This is a genomic window from Pseudomonas sp. BJa5 (assembly GCF_030272875.2).
Classification (GTDB): domain Bacteria; phylum Pseudomonadota; class Gammaproteobacteria; order Pseudomonadales; family Pseudomonadaceae; genus Aquipseudomonas.
The window spans coordinates 1-17621 of record NZ_JALRNG020000056.1; the positions used below are offsets into that span (position 1 = coordinate 1).

The 17621-nt window shown below is 64.3% G+C and carries 13 protein-coding genes and 1 pseudogene; 7 read left to right on the plus strand and 7 right to left on the minus strand.

The features are described from left to right. Positions 1–210: 210 nt before the first annotated feature. From M2D63_RS23825 to M2D63_RS23850, 6 genes are all read left to right on the plus strand, one after another. Positions 211–2214: a U32 family peptidase gene (locus M2D63_RS23825; protein WP_285865524.1), complete on the plus strand. Its 2004-nt coding sequence runs from the start codon at positions 211–213 to the stop codon at positions 2212–2214. Between the two features lie 168 nt (positions 2215–2382). Next, the gene (locus M2D63_RS23830) at positions 2383–3156 is read left to right on the plus strand and encodes a ParA family protein (protein ID WP_285865525.1); all 774 of its coding nucleotides are present in this window, start codon (positions 2383–2385) and stop codon (positions 3154–3156) included. A gap of 94 nt (positions 3157–3250) precedes the next feature. Further along, complete coding sequence (locus M2D63_RS23835) at positions 3251–4207, plus strand: Ppx/GppA family phosphatase (RefSeq protein WP_285865526.1); 957 nt, start codon at positions 3251–3253, stop codon at positions 4205–4207. Between the two features lie 8 nt (positions 4208–4215). Beyond that, the gene (locus M2D63_RS23840) at positions 4216–5235 is read left to right on the plus strand and encodes a transporter (RefSeq protein WP_285865527.1); all 1020 of its coding nucleotides are present in this window, start codon (positions 4216–4218) and stop codon (positions 5233–5235) included. Positions 5236–5598: 363 nt separating this feature from the next. After that, a complete protein-coding gene (locus tag M2D63_RS23845; protein WP_285865528.1) occupies positions 5599–6765 on the plus strand; it encodes a metallophosphoesterase in 1167 nt (388 codons plus the stop codon). 200 nt (positions 6766–6965) lie between these two features. Next, positions 6966–7343, plus strand: coding sequence for a GFA family protein (locus M2D63_RS23850; protein ID WP_285865529.1), 378 nt, complete (start codon positions 6966–6968; stop codon positions 7341–7343). Here the strand turns inward: M2D63_RS23850 and M2D63_RS23855 are convergent. From M2D63_RS23855 to M2D63_RS23875, 5 genes are all read right to left on the minus strand, one after another. Next, positions 7338–7811, minus strand: coding sequence for an NUDIX hydrolase (locus M2D63_RS23855; protein WP_285865530.1), 474 nt, complete (start codon positions 7809–7811; stop codon positions 7338–7340). The two genes, M2D63_RS23850 and M2D63_RS23855, sit on opposite strands and share 6 nt — an antisense overlap. 202 nt (positions 7812–8013) lie before the next feature. Further along, on the minus strand, positions 8014–9078 hold the full coding sequence (locus M2D63_RS23860) for a lipocalin-like domain-containing protein (protein WP_285865531.1): 1065 nt from the start codon (positions 9076–9078) through the stop codon (positions 8014–8016). After that, positions 9068–11530, minus strand: coding sequence for an ABC transporter permease (locus M2D63_RS23865; protein WP_285865532.1), 2463 nt, complete (start codon positions 11528–11530; stop codon positions 9068–9070). The genes M2D63_RS23860 and M2D63_RS23865 overlap by 11 nt, the downstream gene beginning before the upstream one ends. Beyond that, entirely contained in the window at positions 11530–12195 is a 666-nt protein-coding gene (locus M2D63_RS23870) for an ABC transporter ATP-binding protein (protein WP_285865533.1), read from the minus strand. The genes M2D63_RS23865 and M2D63_RS23870 overlap by 1 nt, the downstream gene beginning before the upstream one ends. A gap of 162 nt (positions 12196–12357) precedes the next feature. Continuing rightward, complete coding sequence (locus M2D63_RS23875; RefSeq protein WP_285865534.1) at positions 12358–15372, minus strand: FAD-binding and (Fe-S)-binding domain-containing protein; 3015 nt, start codon at positions 15370–15372, stop codon at positions 12358–12360. 151 nt (positions 15373–15523) lie between these two features. On the opposite strand from M2D63_RS23875, the gene M2D63_RS23880 reads away from it, so the two are divergent. Beyond that, positions 15524–16411, plus strand: coding sequence for a LysR substrate-binding domain-containing protein (locus tag M2D63_RS23880; protein ID WP_285865535.1), 888 nt, complete (start codon positions 15524–15526; stop codon positions 16409–16411). A gap of 85 nt (positions 16412–16496) precedes the next feature. On the opposite strand, the gene M2D63_RS23885 is transcribed toward M2D63_RS23880, so the two are convergent. Beyond that, entirely contained in the window at positions 16497–17003 is a 507-nt protein-coding gene (locus tag M2D63_RS23885; RefSeq protein WP_285865546.1) for a GNAT family N-acetyltransferase, read from the minus strand. Positions 17004–17006: 3 nt separating this feature from the next. Next, positions 17007–17564, minus strand: a pseudogene (locus M2D63_RS23890) (HD domain-containing protein); the annotation flags it as partial. Positions 17565–17621 lie beyond the last annotated feature (57 nt).

Below are 17621 nucleotides of genomic sequence, written 5' to 3' on the forward strand. Positions count from 1 at the left end.
TTGTTGTTTTTTTTCCCTTTCGTGCCCCCCTCTCCCCCCCCCCCCCTTTGGGGGGGGGGGGGGGGCGCCGGGGTTGTTTTGTTTTTTTAACCCCCCCCCGGGGGCCCCCCCCCCGCTCCTACAGGCCGCCACCTGGCAGTCAGGGGGTGCCGCCCAGGCGTTTCGCGCTACAATGCGCGCCTTGACCGTGACAAGCCTGACTAAAAACACATGTCCCTACCCAAGCATCACCTGGAACTGCTCAGCCCTGCCCGCGATGTGGCCATCGCCCGCGAGGCCATCCTGCATGGCGCCGACGCCGTGTACATCGGCGGCCCGAGCTTCGGCGCGCGCCACAACGCCTGCAACGAAGTCAGCGATATCGCCGAGCTGGTGACCTTCGCCCGGCGCTACCACGCGCGGGTGTTCACCACCATCAACACCATCCTGCACGACAACGAGCTGGAACCGGCGCGCAAGCTGATCCACCAGCTCTACGATGCCGGCGTCGACGCCCTGATCGTCCAGGACCTGGGGGTGATGGAGCTGGACATTCCGCCGATCGAGCTGCACGCCAGCACCCAGACCGACATCCGCACCCTGGCCCGGGCCAAGTTCCTCGACCAGGCCGGTTTCTCGCAACTGGTCCTGGCCCGCGAGCTGAACCTCAAGGAAATCCGCGCCATCGCCGACGAAACCGACGCGGCGATCGAGTTCTTCATCCACGGTGCGCTGTGCGTGGCCTTCTCCGGCCAGTGCAACATCTCCCACGCCCAGACCGGCCGCAGCGCCAACCGTGGCGACTGCTCCCAGGCCTGCCGCCTGCCCTATACCCTCAAGGACGAGAAAGGCGGCGTGATCGCCTATGAAAAGCACCTGTTGTCGATGAAAGACAACAACCAGAGCGCCAACCTGCAGGCCCTGGTGGACGCCGGTGTGCGCTCGTTCAAGATCGAGGGCCGCTACAAGGACATGGGCTATGTGAAGAACATCACCGCCTATTACCGCCAGCGCCTGGACGACATCCTCGAAGGCCGCCCGGACCTCGCCCGCGCCTCCAGCGGCCGCACCGCGCACTTCTTCCTGCCCGACCCGGACAAGACCTTCCACCGTGGCAGCACCGACTACTTCGTCAGCGAACGCAAGATCGACATCGGCGCCTTCGACTCGCCAACCTTCACCGGCCTGCCGGTGGGCGTGGTAGAAAAAGTCGGCAAGCGCGACCTGCAAGTGATCACCCACGAGCCGCTGTCCAACGGTGACGGCCTCAACGTGCTGGTCAAGCGCGAAGTGGTGGGTTTCCGCGCCAACATCGCCGAGCCCAAGGGCGAGTTCGATGAAGACGGCGAAAAGCGCTACCGCTACCGCGTCGAGCCCAACGAGATGCCCAAGGGCCTGCACCAGCTGCGCCCCAACCATCCGCTGAGCCGCAACCTGGACCACAACTGGCAACAGGCCCTGCAGAAGACTTCGGCCGAGCGCCGGGTCGGCCTGAGCTGGGCCGCACGCCTGCGCGAAGAGCGCCTGGAACTGACCGCCACCAGCGAGGAAGGCGTCAGCGCCAGCGTCGCCCTGGAAGGCCCGTTCGGCGCGGCCAACAAGCCGGAGCAGGCACTGGAGCAACTGCACGACCTGCTCGGCCAGCTGGGCACCACCCAGTACCACGCCACCGCCATCGAGCTGGACGCGCCGCAGGCGTTCTTCATCCCCAACTCGCAGCTCAAGGCCCTGCGCCGTGAAGTGATCGAGGCCCTGACCGAGGCCCGCATCGCCGCCCACCCACGCGGTGGACGCAAGGCCGAGAGCAACCCGCCACCGGTGTACCCGGAGTCGCACCTGTCGTTCCTGGCCAACGTCTACAACCAGAAGGCCCGCGACTTCTACCACCGCCACGGGGTGAAGCTGATCGATGCCGCCTACGAGGCCCACGAGGAAACCGGCGAAGTGCCGGTGATGATCACCAAGCATTGCCTGCGCTTCTCCTTCAACCTGTGCCCGAAACAGGCCAAGGGCGTCACTGGCGTGCGCACCAAGGTCGCGCCGATGCAACTGGTGCACGGTGATGAAGTGCTGACCCTGAAGTTCGACTGCAAGCCGTGCGAAATGCACGTGATCGGCAAGATGAAGGGGCACATCCTCGACCTGCCGCAGCCGGGCAGCGTGGTTCAGCAGCAGGTGGTCGGCCACATCAGCCCGGAAGATCTGCTCAAGACCATTCCGCGGGCGCCTCACTGAAAACGGATTGGCCCCGCGATTGCGTGCAATCCGTTGCATCGCATCGCGGGGCTAGTCGAGTCGTCGCACCGCCGCGCCTACAGCCGACCCGGTAGCATCCCTGTCTTAAAACTGAAACTTTTCGGTCATAACATGATGTTTCAGGCCTTTACAGGGATTAACTGCCTCATGCGTCGTGTCGTGTTCAATCAAAAGGGAGGCGTTGGCAAATCCAGCATCGCCTGCAATCTTGCGGCGGCCAGTGCGGCCGAGGGCTACCGCACACTGCTGGTCGATCTCGACCCCCAGGCCAACTCGACCCACTACCTCACAGGTCTGGTCGCCGACCAGATCCCTTCAGGCATCGCCGACTTCTTCAGGCAGGTGCTGTCCAGTGGCCCGGCCAGCAAAAAGTGCCGGGTAGCGATCACCCAGACCCACTACGACAACCTCCACCTGGTCACCGCCAGCCCCGACCTGCTGGACCTGCAGACCAAGCTCGAAAGCAAGTTCAAGATCAACAAGCTGCGCAAGTTGCTGGTCGAACTGTCCGAGGACTACGAGCGCATCTACATTGATACCCCGCCCTCGCTGAACTTCTACACCTACAGCGCCCTGGTCGCCGCCGACCGGCTGCTGATCCCGTTCGACTGCGACAGCTTCTCGCGCCAGGCGCTGCACAGCGTCATCGCCCAGGTGGATGAACTGCGCCAGGATCACAATGAAGCGCTGATCGTCGAAGGTGTGGTGGTCAACCTGTTCACCGAGCGTGCCGCCCTGCATCGCACCCTGGTCAACGAACTGCTGGCCGAGGGTCTGCCGGTGCTGCCGGTGTACCTGAGCCATTCCATCAAGATGCGCGAATCCCACGAGCTGTCAGTGCCCCTGGTGCACCTGGCGCCGCGCCACAAGCTCTCGCGGGAATTCGTCGACCTGCTCGACAGCCTGGAACGGGCCGCCTGATCGCGGGCGCTGTCATCGCAGTGTCATCGATGAGGTGCACCATGGCTGTCAATCAGCATCGGCCATGGTCCGGCGAGCCATCAGGAATACGCGCATGAAAGGCAACGACTCACTCTTTGCGGCCATCGACCTGGGCTCCAACGCCTTTCGCATGACCATCGGCCAGCCGGTGCTGTGCGAGCAGCGGCCGATGATCCAGAAGGTAAAGAGCCTGCGCGAGCCGGTGCGCCTGGCGGACGGCCTGCAGAACGAGGCCCTGGACCACCACGCACTGGAACGCGGCTGGCAGGCCCTGGAGCGCTTCGGCAAACGTCTGCGCGGCTTCGAGGAATTCCGCGTGCGGGCGGTGGCCACCAGCGCTGTGCGCCAGGCGCGCAATGCCGCGACCTTCATCGCTGGCGCCGAGGAGCGCCTCGGCTTTCCGATCACGATCCTGTCCGGCCAGGAAGAGGCGCGCATGGTCTATGCCGGCGTGGCTCACAGCCTGCCGTGCAAGAAGACCACCCGCCTGGTGGTGGATATCGGTGGCGGCTCCACCGAGCTGATCGTCGGGCGCGCCAACCAGGCCCTGTTCTCCCGGAGCCTGGCGATCGGAGGCGGGACCTTCGGCACGCGCTACTTCGCCGACGGCAAGGTCAACAGTCGCAACCTGCAGATGGCCGAACAGGCCGCCTGTCTGCAGTTCTCCAGCATCGCGCGCAGCATTGGCCAGCATGACTGGCAAGTGGCGATCGGCTCCTCGGGGACCGCACGCATGCTGGCCAAGGTGCTCAAGGCCAATGACTTCAATGACGACGACAGCGACAGCATTACCTACCCAGGCCTGCTGCGCCTGTCGCTGCACCTGCTGCAGGCAGGACACCCCAGCCGCCTGAAACTGGCGGGCCTGCAACCGCACAAACTGGGCGCCCTGCCTGGTGGCCTGGCGATCATGCTGGCGGCTTTCAAGGTGTTTGCCATTGAGCGCATGACACTGTCAGAGCCCGCGCTGCGCCTGGGCTTGCTGCACAGCCTGATGCACAAGCACGCGCGCAGCACCGCCCGCCATTGACCACGCGAATGGGCCTCGGCGCTATTCATGCCCAGCAGGAGCATGACCTGTACGGCCTGCTGTACGGTTATGTGTTCCGGGCCGGCGAGCGCGGCCGGGAAGTCGACTCGGCCCAGGCCTTGCGCTGGCTGTTGGCACCGCAAGATCCCGACGAATTCCTCTGGCTGCACCTCAACCTGGCCCATGCCGCCTGTGAGCGCTGGATGAAGACCCACCTGGGCTTGCCGCAGTCCTTCTTCGACACCCTGCGTGAAGGCTCCCGCTCGACGCGCATCGAGTATGCCGACTCGGCGTTGCTGGCGGTGGTCAATGACGTGGTGTTCAACTTCGGCATGCTGTCGTCGGATGTATCCACCTTGTGGGCCTGTGCACGCAGTCGCCTGCTGGTCAGCGCCCGGCTTCAGCCCTTGCACTCAGTCGACACGCTGCGCTCCTCGGTCAAGCAGGGCGAGTTGTTCCGCTCACCCATCGAGTTGCTGGTGCACCTGTTGCGCGACCAGGGCGACCTGCTGACCCAGATCGTGCGCGAAACCAGCCTGAGCGTGGACCGCATCGAAGACCAGTTGCTGTCCCAGCGCCTGAGCGACAACCGCGCCGAACTCAGTGCCATGCGCCGGGTACTGGTCAGGCTGCAGCGCTTGCTGGCGCTGGAGCCCGGTTCGCTGCTGCGCCTGCTGAACCGCCCGCCCGACTGGCTGCAAGAGCACGACCTTGGCCAGCTACGGGCCGCCACCGAGGAGTTCACCCTGATCATCAGTGACCTCACGGCCCTGGGCGAGCGTATCAAGCTGCTGCAGGAAGAAATGGCGGCCAAGCTCAATGAACAGACCAACCGCACCCTGTTCACCCTCACCGTGGTCACCGTGCTGGCCTTGCCGATCAACATCATCGCCGGCTTCTTCGGCATGAACGTCGGCGGCATTCCCCTGGCCGACGACCCCCAGGGTTTCTGGGTGCTGGTGGCCCTGGTCGCCACCTTCACCGTGCTGGTCGGGCGCTGGGCGTTTCGCAAGCGTGCGGAGTATTGATTCCAAAAGGCCTGCACAGCAGCTTTACCTGAAAGCCCTCTCGCACCTACCAACCCTCAACTCAAAGCGCTGCTCAGACCACTGCTTACGCCAGTGGATTCGCTTCAGCGAACCGCAGGGTCAGACAACCATACACACTGGACAGCCGTCCAGAACGCCCTAGACTTTAAAGGCTAACTGGCTATCAAGTGTAACGCCTTACTTCAAATCGAAGCTTAGACGCTGAGTTCAATTTCGATTGCCTACTAGGACAGAAGCTGAAAGTTGCCCTGGCCAATAGTCACCTTCTGATCCAGCAACGAGCCTGATGCAACAGAAAGAACACCACTCCTATTAGAGCCAGGATAGGGAGGGAAGGCAATCATGGTCAGCATAGTTCACATCTCAGACCTCCATATCGCCGAAAGACTCTTTGAGACACGTCGATTTTTACCTTACCTGCCCCACCGCCACGGACACGACAACCAAGCCTTCCTGGCGCTTGACTCCTTCCTCAAAACCTTCGACTGGGACTTACTGATTATCACTGGTGACATTTCAAGAACTGGAAGAGCAGAAAGCTTTGGACTAGTCAAAAACTGGCTGGACAATGAAATTACATTTGGCGCAAACAAAATCGGGCTTAACCTCTCAAAATCGAAGTCAAGACGCTATGTCGTGGTCCCTGGAAACCATGACCGATTTAATGGAAAACTGAAGCAGCACAGCCTAGATAACTACCATGATGAGTTCCCGGCCATTCATGCCGGAGCAATAGAAAAAATCAAAATCAATGGAATCACACTCAATATTCATCTATTTAATAGCACCTGGAAGAATGGCTCATTCGCCTATGGAAAAATTGATCAACGCGCATTAGCCCCGAAAACCCTGCTTGACAGTGAAATCGATCTAGCTGTACTTCATCATCATTTCATCCAACCTCCCAACCATACTCGCGAGGTAACAACCGAGCTGGCCAACTCTGCAGAAGTTGCAGCTTACATCCTGAGCACTGGATTCGACGGCGTGTTTTTCGGACACACACACAAAAGTTACATCGACCAGCCGAGCGCTGAAGTTTTGAGCAATCTACTTGATCGTCGAAAACGACAGAAATTCTGGTCAAAACACGTTCCAAATATAATAACACGCCTATTCGACAATGATGGCCTGGTGGCCTATACGCGAGAAGCGGCACAAAACGGACAACTTCCGACACTGGAGTCATACTTCAGCTTCCTTTATCTTCGCCGGTGCGGGCTAGAATTACGCAGCCCCTCAGAATTCAAAAGCATCCACGCCTTCCATGAGCAAATGAAACAGGTAGCCACTGACCCGCGCATGGCCGCCGAAATCTCAAATGCCAAGAAAAGGAAAATACTGATTTCACTAGCACCCAGCGCATGCCAAGACGAGGCAAAATGGAAAGGCCTGCATGTAGTAAAAATCAGCAAAAATGCCAAGGGCGTATTTAATTTTGAGTGGGACCGCTATCAACTTGAAGACGGAAGATTCTGCGCCAAACCAAAGGACCTTCATGTTTCCTGAAGTGAAGAACGCAGCGTAATTTTGCCAGCCCGGCTGAACACGACATCCTGGCGGCCAAATACAGGCTTGTGCCGCCAGCCCCGGCACAACAGCCGCCCTGCAAGAGCAACCGATCACCATGAAATCAACCCGAGAACATCAATCGACAGCGAAACTGTTCGTCGGATAGAGTGCCCCCCGCATATCCAGGTTTTCTCAGAATGGCTAATACCCTCCAGGGCAGTTGCCTGTGCGGCACTGTGCACTACGAACTGCACGCACGGCCCAAGGCGCTTGCCCACTGCCATTGCAGCCAATGCCGCAAAAGTCATGGCGCGGCGTTCGCCAGCTATGCCAGCGTGCTGCGCAGTGACCTGCAGGTGACTCAAGGGGCCGAAGCGATCAGCTCATACCCCTCTTCCGAAACGGTGCTGCGCCAGTTCTGCTCCCGGTGCGGCTCGTCGCTGTTCTGGTCGAAAAGCCAGGGGGAGCACGCCGACTGGATCTCGGTGGCACTGGGTACCCTGGATAGCGAATTCACTTCGGTAAAACACAAGCACCTGCATCTGGCGTCCAAAGCCCCCTGGTATGACTCATGACGCGCTATTGCCGGACGCTGTAAACACCCCCGCCTGCTCCAGCGTCGCCACGATCGTCTCCGGCCACACCTGTTGCTGGGTGATGCGCAATTCATCGGCAGACCACCAGCGATGATCCGCCATCACCTGGACCTCGTGGGAGGTCCAGCCCTTGCGAGAGAGCACCTCGGACGGCGCGCGCACCACGAAGAACTGCTCGACCGAAAACACCCACTCGCCGCTGGGCAATTGCATGGGAAACCGGCGATGAGCCACGGGCTGCCCGACATCACTGGCCTCGATACCGGTTTCCTCGCGCAACTCACGCAGCGCGGCGCAGTGGAAGGTCTCGCCCTCTTCCAGGCCACCGCCCGGCGTCGCCCAGTAATCGTCACCGGCCAGGGCGCCCTCCTTGTGGACGAACCTGAACAACAGGACGTTTTGCTCGGGGCTCACGACCAGGAGCCTTGCTGATTTTCTTTCGCGCATTGGAGGTAGATCGTCCCTGAAGATTTAAGGCCGGCGATGATGCCAGAACAGTCGATATGATTGCATTCACGCATCGGCGGTGGCGGGTTTTGCGGCCGCTACGCGCCCGATCGCAGCCTGGCGGCAGCTCCCACAAATGCACTGCAATCACCCGACAACTGTGGGAGCTGGCGAAGCCTGCGATCGATTGCGCAGCAGTCGCCTAATAACCGGTCATTTCCAGGTACCCCCTCCCCCCCACACTCCCGCTCAGGCGTACCGGCCCTTCCCAATACTGATAGCGGGTGTCCATCCAGGCACGAGGCTCCAGTGCATCGACCTCCAGGTCCACGCCGTGCACGGGCACCTGCACGCGCCAGCGGGTCGGCAGTTCACGGCCATTGGCCTGGCGGGTCCAGGCCAGCTCCGTGAGCTGGATCTGCTCGCCTTGCAGGGCCTGCGCCTGCCCCTGGGTACTGACCCAGGTGCCGGCGCGATAAGGCTTGCCGTCAGTTTCTCGCACACGGAACAGCATCAGTTTCGCCCCGCCGTCCAGGTGCAGGGAAAACCAGTCCCAGCCCGATTGCCCGGCCGCCAGCGGCTGGCTGCTCCACTCGCGGTCCAGCCAGGCATTACCGGTAACAGCCACACGCTGCCCCGCGCGCTCGACTTCGCCGCTGACCCGGTAGAACGGCTGGCTGTAGTAGTAGGAGGCTTGGCCCTTGCCGGATTTCTCGCTGTAGCCCTGGTCACCGTGCAACACCAGCGGCCCCTCGCTGACCAGGTTCAAGCGGTAGCCGAAGCCCTTGCCGCTGGCGCTCATCTGCAGGTTGACGATGCCCGCGTCGCCCTGCAACGACCAGTCATTGATCCAGGCCCGGAACGGCTGGGCCTCGACGCCGGCCTGGCCGATGCCACCGCGGGCCAGTGTCTCGGTGGATTGATGACCGCCCGGGCCGGTCAGCGCCGCATGGCCCATCCACAGGTTCGGGCTGTCCCAGCCCGCCGTTTCCGCACCGGTGCGCAGGGCCGAACGGAACAGGGTCCATTGCGCGCCCCACTCACGCCCCTGGCTGTCCTTGAGGTTAGCCGTGATGTACCACCACTCGATACGAAAGCCATCGTGGGCACCATGGTCGCGAGGGAACACCAGCTGATGATTGCGCGTCACCTGCGCAAAGGCGCCAGGATCCTGCCCCAATCCGGCAAAGCCTTCCGGCTCCGGTGCAGATGCATCGCAACCGCCCAGCAACAACAGGGCAATCAACACACAGGTTTCAGCCTTCATCGGTAAATTGCCTCAACAGCTCGCCCGGCTGGCGGCGCGCCAGTTGCCACAAGGGCCAGGCGCTGGCCACCAGACTGGTCAACAGCCCCAGCAAGGCCAGGTGCAGCAATTGCCCGGGAAACAGGTACAGCGGCAGGCGCCAGCCGAACGCCTGCACATTGACCACCGCCACCAGGCACCAGGCCAGCAGCAGGCCCAGGGGGATCGCCAGCAGCACGGTGAGGCCGCTCAGCATCAAGGTCTGGCCCAGCGTCAGCCATACCAGTTGCATACGCCGCACCCCCAGCGCCCAGAGCGGCGCCAGTTGACCCAGACGGCTGTGGCTCAGGGTCAGCAGGCTGATGAACAAGGCGACGCCCGCGACCCCCAGGGTCAGGCTGTTGAGCGCGGCCGTGGCGGTAAAGGTGCGACTGAACACCTCGGTCGACCAGCGCTTGAGGCTGGCCTGCTCGACCACCCGGTTGTCGTCCAGCATGAAGCGCTGTTGCAGCTCGGCCTTGAGCGCCGGGCCCGCGTCGACCACCAGGCCCAGGCTCAGGTTGCTCAGTCGTGCCTCGGGCCAGTGCTGGCGCAACCAATCGGCGTTGACCAGCATATGCCCTTTGGGATTGCCATAGTCAGCATAGATCCCCACCACCGTCATGGCCGGTGCAGCGTCGTCCGGCCATGTGAGGCGGTCACCCAGGCGCAGCCCCAGGCGCCGGCCCAACTGCTCACTGAGCATCACCCCCTGCCCGCTCGCCAGGCGCTCCCAGGCCTGCGTGCTTTGCGCCAGCAACGGCCAGCGCGTACGGTAGGCGCGATCATCGATGACGCCCTGGACCTGGACCGGCCATCCCGCAAGACGCAGCTCGAGTCGCCAACTTGGCAGCACCTCGCTCACGGCCTGTTGCCCGCCGAGCCAGGCACTGATCTGCAAGCCCTGCGCGGTGTCCCGCGGCGTCACGTAGAGGTCCGCCGCCAGGCGCTGGTCGAGCCAGGTGGTGAAGGTCTTGCGAAAGCCCTCGGTCATGCTGCCCACCCCGACACTGGCGGCCAGGGCGAGCAGCAAGGCCATCAGCGCCAGGCTCAATGCGGGCAGTTGCTGGCGGCTGTCGGCGATGAACCATTCGGGCAACGGCCTGCGGCACAGGCGTGCCAGCCCGGCCAGGGCGCCATCGAGCAGCGCCGGCAGCAACAACGCTGCCGCCAGCAACAGCGCCGCAAGCTGGACCAGGGCGCTGGGCAGGCCGTTGCCCAGCCGCCAACACCCCAGCGCCACCAGCAGCAACACTCCCGCCAGCAGCGCCTGCCGGCGCAACCAGGGCCCCTGGGCCAGGCGCCACGCCTGGGGTTGCGCCAGGGCCAGCAGCGGCAGGCGGGCGGCCCGCAGGACGCTGCCGACGCCCGCCAGCAAGGCGCCGAGCACGCTCACCAGCAGCCCGGCCAGCCACCACCAGGCCGGCAGATCCAGTTGTCCTGCAACCTGTGCCGCGTACAGGCCGCGCAAGCTGGCCGCGACATCGGGCAGCAACAGGGCAGCCAGGATATAGCCGCTGGCAACCCCGGCCAGGCCGCCCAGCAGCGCGAAGACACCCAGCTCCAGGGCCAGGCCGAGCAACAGGGTCCGCAAGCTGACACCACAGGCCCGCAGGTTGCGAATCAGGCCCCGGCGCTGTTCGAGGGCCAGGCCGATGGCGGCGTGGGCGATGAACAGTCCGACCACGAAGGCCAGCAGGCCCAGCGCGGTCAGGTTGAGATGGAAACTGTCGGTCAGGCGCTGCAGGTCGCCCTCGTCACTGGGCGGTTGCAGCTTCAAGCGCTCGGCAAGGTCAGCCGGCAAGGGGCCTGGTTGGTCCGCCAGCAACAGCCGTGACAGCTGTTGCGGCGCGTGCAGCAGCGCTTGTGCATGGCCGATATCGACGATGATCACACCCGGCGCCAATTGTGGCGTGAGGACAAAAGGCGGCAGCGCCTGGCCGCTGCTGCTGGTGGCCCGATCCACCGCTTGCAGGCCCAGTTGCCGCAGGGTATCCGCTCCGACCCAGGCCTGCCCGGCAGGACCAATGAACGCGCGCAGGTCGAAGCTTTGCAACGAGGTGCCGGCAATGGTCGTTGCCGGCGGCAGGCTCAAGGGTTCGATACCGATCAGCCGGACACTCCGCGCCGGCTCCCCGGCAATCGCCAGGCGGCCTTCCAGTACCGGCGTCAGCTGCCAGCCCAGGGCGCGCAGGCGCAGGTACAGCGACTGGTCGAAGCGCTCGCCGCTGCGCGCCACCAGTTGCGCCTGCGCAGCGCCGGCCAGCACGGCGCTGGCCCGGGCGTAGTCGGCGCGGGCCTGGCTGTTGAGGGCCTGGACGCCGGTCCACAGCGCCGTGGCCAGCCACAAGCCGGTGAAGATGCTGAAAAACTGCAAGCGATGGCGCCGCCAATGACTGAGCAGCGCCTGCACGGTGATCAGCAAGGGTTTCATCAGGCCTTCTCGACCTGCACCCGACCGGCATGCAGGAAGCAGCGTTGCTCCAGTCGATCGGCCAGGCGTCGGCTGTGGGTGACCATCAATACGCTGCTGCCGGCCTCGCCGACCAGCTGCAACATCAACGCCAGCACTTCGTCGCTGCTGGCCTCGTCGAGGCTGCCGGTGGGTTCGTCGGCCAGTACCAGCGGCGGTCGCCCGGCCAGCGCCCGGCCGATGGCGACCCGCTGCTGCTGGCCGCCGGACAATTGCTCCGGGTAACGCTGCAACAGCTCGGCAAGCCCCAGCCGCCCGGCCAGGTAATCCACCCAGCGCCGGTCATGGCGACCCGCCAGGCGTGCCTGGAACGCCAGGTTGGCCGCGACATCCAGGCTGCTGATCAGGTTGTATTGCTGGAACACCAGGCCGATACCCTCTCGGCGCCAGCGCGCCAGCTCAGGCTCCGAGCGCGCGTCGAGGGGCTGGCCGTCGACCAGGATGCGCCCACTGTCGGCACGCTCCAGGCCCGCGAGCAGGTGCAGCAGCGTGCTCTTGCCGCTGCCCGACTCGCCCATCAGCGCAAGGCTTTTACCCTGCGCCAGGCTCAGGTCGACACCCTGCAACACCGGCAGCCGGCCCTGGGCAGTGGTGAACGACTTGCACAGCTGTTCGACGACCAGCATCGACGGCTATCCCTTGCGGACCGCTTGATCCCATAGGAATAGCAGCGATCCCGGCGTTTGCACGCTGCAGGAGCGGCGGTGCGACGACTCGACTTGCCCCGCGATTGCGGTGTGTCAGTCACATCGCATCGCGGGGCAAGTCGAGTCGTCGCACCGCCGCTCCTACAGGTGCTGCAAGAGCGCCTCCAGCGGGTGACGCAAGGTGCGGTCGGCCTGGCGCTTGACCTGGCTACGGCACGAGTAGCCGGTGGCCAGCGCTTCACCTTCCTTGTCCAGCTTGCCGGCCCAGGACTGTTCGAAGATCACTTTCGAGGTGTCCTGGTTGCGCGCTTCGTGGCCGTAGGTGCCGGACATGCCGCAGCAACCGGTGGCCTCGGTGACCAGCTTCAGGCCCAGGCGGGCGAACACCTGTTCCCACTGGCGGGTGCTGGCCGGGACGTTGGTCTTCTCGGTGCAGTGGGCCATCAGGCGGTAGCTGGCCGGCTTGCGGGCCGGCTGTTCGGGCAGTACGTCCATCAGCCATTCCTGGGGCAGCGCCACTTTCGGGCAGTCGCCCAGGCCCGGCACCTTCTGGTATTCCTGGCGGTAGACCAGGGTCATGGCCGGGTCCAGGCCCACCAGCGGCACGCCGCAGTCGGCCAGGGCGCTGAGCTGGCGGGCGTTGCGGATCGCCGCCTTGTTGAAGGCGCCGAGGAAGCCTTGCACGTGCAAGGGCTTGCCGTTGGCACTGTACGGCGCCAGGTACACGCGGTGGCCGAGGCGATGGACCAGGTCGATGAACGCCGCCAGCACCGGGGTTTCGAAGTAGCGGGTAAAGGCATCCTGGACCAGCACGATGCTGCGCTCGCGCTGGGCCGGGGTGAGTTCGCGCAGGGCCGGGATGCTGGCCACCCGCACGTTGCAGCGGGTCAGCGTGGCCTGAAGGTTGTAGCGGCTGATCAAGGGGCTGTCGAGCATGCCGATATGGCGTTCCAGCAGCTGGCCCACCCACTTCGATCCCATCACCGCGTTGTACAGGCCCGGGGCATGGGCCAGGTAAGGAATGGTGAATTCCAGCGAGCCGATCAGGTAGTCACGCAGTGGCCGCTGGTAGCGCCCGTGGTAGAGCTCGAGGAAGCGCGAACGGAATTCCGGTACGTTGACCTTGATCGGGCACTGGCCCGCGCAGGATTTGCACGCCAGGCAGCCGGCCATGGCGTCGTAGACCTCATGGGAAAAGTCGGCCTCACCCTTGTCGCGGGCCAGGTTGTTGCGCAGGCGCGCCGGCAGGCCCTTGAGCCAGGCGGTCTTGCCCTTGGCGGCAGCCAGCACGTCGATGTTGGCCGCGCCCTGCAGGCGCAGCCACTCACGGATCAACGAGGCACGGCCCTTGGGCGAGTGCTGGCGTTCGCGGGTGGCTTTCCACGACGGGCACATGGCGTCGTTGGGGTCGTAGTTGTAGCAGGCGCCGTTGCCGTTGCAGTGCACGGCGCTGCCGAAGCTCTGCCACACGCGCTCGTCGATCTGCCGGTCATAGTCGCCACGCATCGGCGCTTCGTTGACCTTGATCAGGCCCTGGGCGCTGTCCGGCGGGGTGCAGATCTTGCCGGGGTTGAGCTGGTTGTGCGGGTCGAAGGCACCCTTGAGCGCCTGCAGCGATGGATAAAGCTCACCGAAGAAGTCCGGCACGTATTCCGAACGCAGGCCCTTGCCGTGCTCGCCCCAGAGCAGGCCGCCGTACTTGTGGGTCAGAGCCGCCACGGCATCGGAGATCGGCTTGACCAGCGCCGCCTGGGCCGGGTCTTTCATGTCCAGGGCCGGGCGCACGTGGAGCACGCCGGCATCGACGTGACCGAACATACCGTAGGCCAGGCCATGGCTGTCGAGCAGGGCGCGGAATTCGGCGATGTAGTCGGCCAGTTGCTCCGGCGGCACCGCGGTGTCTTCCACGAACGGCTGCGGTCGCACTTCGCCTTCGACGTTGCCCAGCAGGCCCACCGAGCGCTTGCGCATGGTGTAGACCCGGGTCACCGCCTCGGCGCCTTCGGCCAGGGTATGGCCCAGGCGTTCGACGCTGGTGTCGGCCTGCAGGTGAGCGACGAAGTCGTGCACCCGCGCATTCACTTCGGCCGGATCATCGCCGCAGAACTCCACCAGGTTGATACCCAGGGTCGGACGCTCGGCGTCGGCGGGGAAGTATTCGGCGACGCTGTGCCAGACGATGTCTTTCATCGCCAGCATCAGCACCTTGGAGTCCACCGTCTCGATCGACAGCGGCTTGTGCGCCATCAGCGCATTGGCATCGCGCAGGGCGTCCATGAAGCTGGTGTAACGCACGTTGACCAGCACGGCGTACTTGGGAATCGGCAGCACGTTGAGCTTGGCCTCGACCACATAGCCCAGCGAGCCCTCAGCACCACACAGCACGCTGTTGAGGTTGAAGCGGCCCTGCTCGTCGCGCAGGTGCGCCAGGTCGTAGCCGGTCAGGCAGCGGTTGAGCTTGGGGAAGATCCGCTCGATCAGCTCGGCCTGGGTTTCCTGGATCTGCCGCGCGGTGCGGTACACCTCGCCGGCGCGGCCGGGTTCGGCGCAGGCCTGGTCCAGCTCGGCATCGCTCAGTGGCCGGGTGTCCAGGCGCTGGCCGCCGAGCAGCACGCTGGACAGCTCCAGCACGTGGTCGCGAGTCTTGCCGTAGGTGCAGCTGCCCTGGCCGCTGGCGTCGGTATTGATCATGCCGCCGACGGTGGCGCGGTTGGAGGTGGACAGCTCCGGGGCGAAGAACAGGCCGTGGGGCTTGAGCGCGGCGTTGAGCTGGTCCTTGACCACCCCGGCCTGGACCCGAACCCAACGCTCCTCGACATTGATCTCGAGGATGGTGTTCATGTGCCGCGACAGGTCAACGACGATACCGTCGGTCAGCGACTGGCCGTTGGTGCCGGTGCCGCCGCCACGGGGCGTCAGTTTGACGTCCTTGAAGCGCGGCTCGGCCATCAGCGTGGCGATGCGTGCCACGTCTTCGGCATCCATCGGAAACACGGCGGCCTGGGGCAGGCGCTGGTAGATGGAGTTGTCGGTGGCCAGCACGGTGCGGGTGGCATAGTCGGCGCTGAGCTGGCCACGGAAACCGGCGCTGCGCAGGGCTTGGAGGAAATCAGGGTAGAGAGTGGCCGGTGCGGTGCCGGTCAGTCGGGCGATCATCGGGGGATGGCCTCATGTATGTCAGGCTAATCAGGAATACTTGCGCAAACGGTATGGTCAGCACACCGTCTACTGGTGGATGATGCAATGATCCCGCAGCCTGGCGCCCGGCACAAACGGATATTCCCGCCGCCTTTGATGACTTTTACGAATGAATTACCGCAACCTCACCCCGTCCATGTCCCTGTTGCTGGCATTTGAAGCCGCCGCCCGGCATGAAAGCTATACCCGCGCCGCCGTGGAGCTGTCACTGACCCAGAGCGCGGTCAGCCGCCAGGTCCAGGCACTGGAGGAGCAACTGGGCGTGACACTGTTTCGTCGCGAGGGGCGCACGGTCAAGCTGACCGACGTCGGGCGCCTGTACCAGCGCGAGATCAGCGAGGCCCTGGGGCGGGTACGCAGCGCCACCCTGCACGCCATCGCCCACCAGGCCGGTGGCGGCAGCCTGCGCCTGGCCACCCTGCCGACCTTCGGTTCGAAATGGCTTTTGCCACGCCTGCACGAGTTCTACCGCAGCCACCCTGAAGTGCTGGTGCATATCAATTCACGGATCGAACCGGTGGACTTCGCCACCAGCGGCATCGACGCCGCCATCGTGGTCGCCACCAGCGACCTGCCGGGCCTGGTCTGCCATCGCCTGCACGCCGAAGAGCTGATGGTGATCCTCTCGCCGACCCTGGCGGCCAGCCGTTCCAGCTGGAGCCCAGAGGACATCAGCCAGCAGACGCTCCTCAGCGTCGCCAACAACCCCAACGCCTGGGGCGACTGGTTCACCCACCACGGCCTGGCGCACCAGGCCATGCGCCTGGGGCCGAGCTTCGAACTGACCTCGCACCTGATCCAGGCCGTGCGCGCCGACATCGGCATCGGCCTGGTGCCGCGCATCCTGATCACCGAGGAACTGGCCAGCGGTGAACTGACCAGCCCCACCCTGCCCTATGCCAGCGCCCGCAGCTATTACCTGGTGTATCCGCCGCGCAACCAGGCGTTGCCGGCGTTGCAGGCGTTCAGGAGCTGGCTGCTGGATGGGCAACTGTAGGAGCGGCGGTACGACGACTCGACTTGCCCCGCGGTGCGAGGTGACAGGCAAACCGCCATCGCGGGGCAAGCCCGCTCCTACCAGGTCAGGCGGTGGCGTTGAATGCCGGGTGGTAACTCACCACTGCCGCGGGCAGCTCACCGGCAAAGGACAGCGCCTGGAAGTACTCCGCCGGCACGCCCGGCAGCTCCAGGCCGGTACCTGCCTTGAAACCGAAGCGCCCGTAGTAGCCCGGATCACCCAGCAGCACGCACCCTGCGGCGCCCAGTTCCCGGAGCTCAGCCAGGGCAGCCTTCATCAGTAACGAGCCAATGCCCTGCCCCTGGCGATCCGGCGCCACCGAGATCGGTCCCAGGCCATACCAGCCGGTAGCCCCGTTCGACAGCTCGACCGGAGAAACCGCCACATGGCCAACGAGGGTGTCGCCCGCCAGCGCCACTTTCGACACGCTCAATTGCTGGTGGCGGCGCAAGGCATCGACGATGAATTGCTCGGTGTGACTGGAATGCTCCGCGTTGCGAAATGCCGCTTCCGTGAGCCGGGCAATGCCGTCGATATCCCCGGCCTGTTCGTTGCGAATACTGATGTTCATGGTGATCTTCGCCCGTGTGTCCTGGTCGATAAGGCTACGTATGGCTTTGAACAAGGGCGCGGCATCGGTCTGTTTCTTGCCATAGCCCAGGTTGAAGCCGTAGTCGAAATCCTCGGGGTTCAACCCCTGGTTGTGTTGCAGCAGGGTCTCCAGCTTGTCCAGGGCCTTGACCGCCCTCGCCTCGCGGGATATCGCCAGCTCGTAGTCCTCCCAGAGCGCCATGATCTCGGTGCGCAGCGGCTCGTCCAGGGTGCGGGTCAGGTGCAGCAGGTCGTTGCGCTCCTGCTCGCTCTTGTCGGGAAACGCCGCCTTGCTGACCGCTGGAATATCACCGTGGATGGCTTCGCCCAGATCGTGAATGACGCAGATCTTGAGGACCTTGAGCAGGTCGAGATCGGCCAGCTCGTCGGCAAAGGCGATTGCCATCAGGCACAGGCGCCAGGTGTGTTCCGCCGTGCTCTCCGGCCGCCCTGTCGAGGTGTGCGCGCTGCGCAGCACGCTCTTGAGTTGCTCGGCCTCACGCAGAAATGCCAGGCGCCCCTGGATTTTCTCGATGTTCATCTTCAACTCCCTTTGTTCGCGAGCGGGGTCGGCAGGCCAGCGCCCCGACCCCGCCCG

Bases quoted from the DNA above. Each gene is read 5' to 3' on its own strand.
- M2D63_RS23825 (WP_285865524.1), top strand. From the start codon at position 211: ATGTCCCTACCCAAGCATCACCTGGAACTGCTCAGCCCTGCCCGCGAT.
- M2D63_RS23830 (WP_285865525.1), top strand. From the start codon at position 2,383: ATGCGTCGTGTCGTGTTCAATCAAAAGGGAGGCGTTGGCAAATCCAGC.
- M2D63_RS23835 (WP_285865526.1), top strand. From the start codon at position 3,251: ATGAAAGGCAACGACTCACTCTTTGCGGCCATCGACCTGGGCTCCAAC.
- M2D63_RS23840 (WP_285865527.1), top strand. From the start codon at position 4,216: ATGGGCCTCGGCGCTATTCATGCCCAGCAGGAGCATGACCTGTACGGC.
- M2D63_RS23845 (WP_285865528.1), top strand. From the start codon at position 5,599: ATGGTCAGCATAGTTCACATCTCAGACCTCCATATCGCCGAAAGACTC.
- M2D63_RS23850 (WP_285865529.1), top strand. From the start codon at position 6,966: ATGGCTAATACCCTCCAGGGCAGTTGCCTGTGCGGCACTGTGCACTAC.
- M2D63_RS23855 (WP_285865530.1), bottom strand. From the start codon at position 7,811: ATGCGCGAAAGAAAATCAGCAAGGCTCCTGGTCGTGAGCCCCGAGCAA.
- M2D63_RS23860 (WP_285865531.1), bottom strand. From the start codon at position 9,078: ATGAAGGCTGAAACCTGTGTGTTGATTGCCCTGTTGTTGCTGGGCGGT.
- M2D63_RS23865 (WP_285865532.1), bottom strand. From the start codon at position 11,530: ATGAAACCCTTGCTGATCACCGTGCAGGCGCTGCTCAGTCATTGGCGG.
- M2D63_RS23870 (WP_285865533.1), bottom strand. From the start codon at position 12,195: ATGCTGGTCGTCGAACAGCTGTGCAAGTCGTTCACCACTGCCCAGGGC.
- M2D63_RS23875 (WP_285865534.1), bottom strand. From the start codon at position 15,372: ATGATCGCCCGACTGACCGGCACCGCACCGGCCACTCTCTACCCTGAT.
- M2D63_RS23880 (WP_285865535.1), top strand. From the start codon at position 15,524: ATGAATTACCGCAACCTCACCCCGTCCATGTCCCTGTTGCTGGCATTT.
- M2D63_RS23885 (WP_285865546.1), bottom strand. From the start codon at position 17,003: ATGAACATCAGTATTCGCAACGAACAGGCCGGGGATATCGACGGCATT.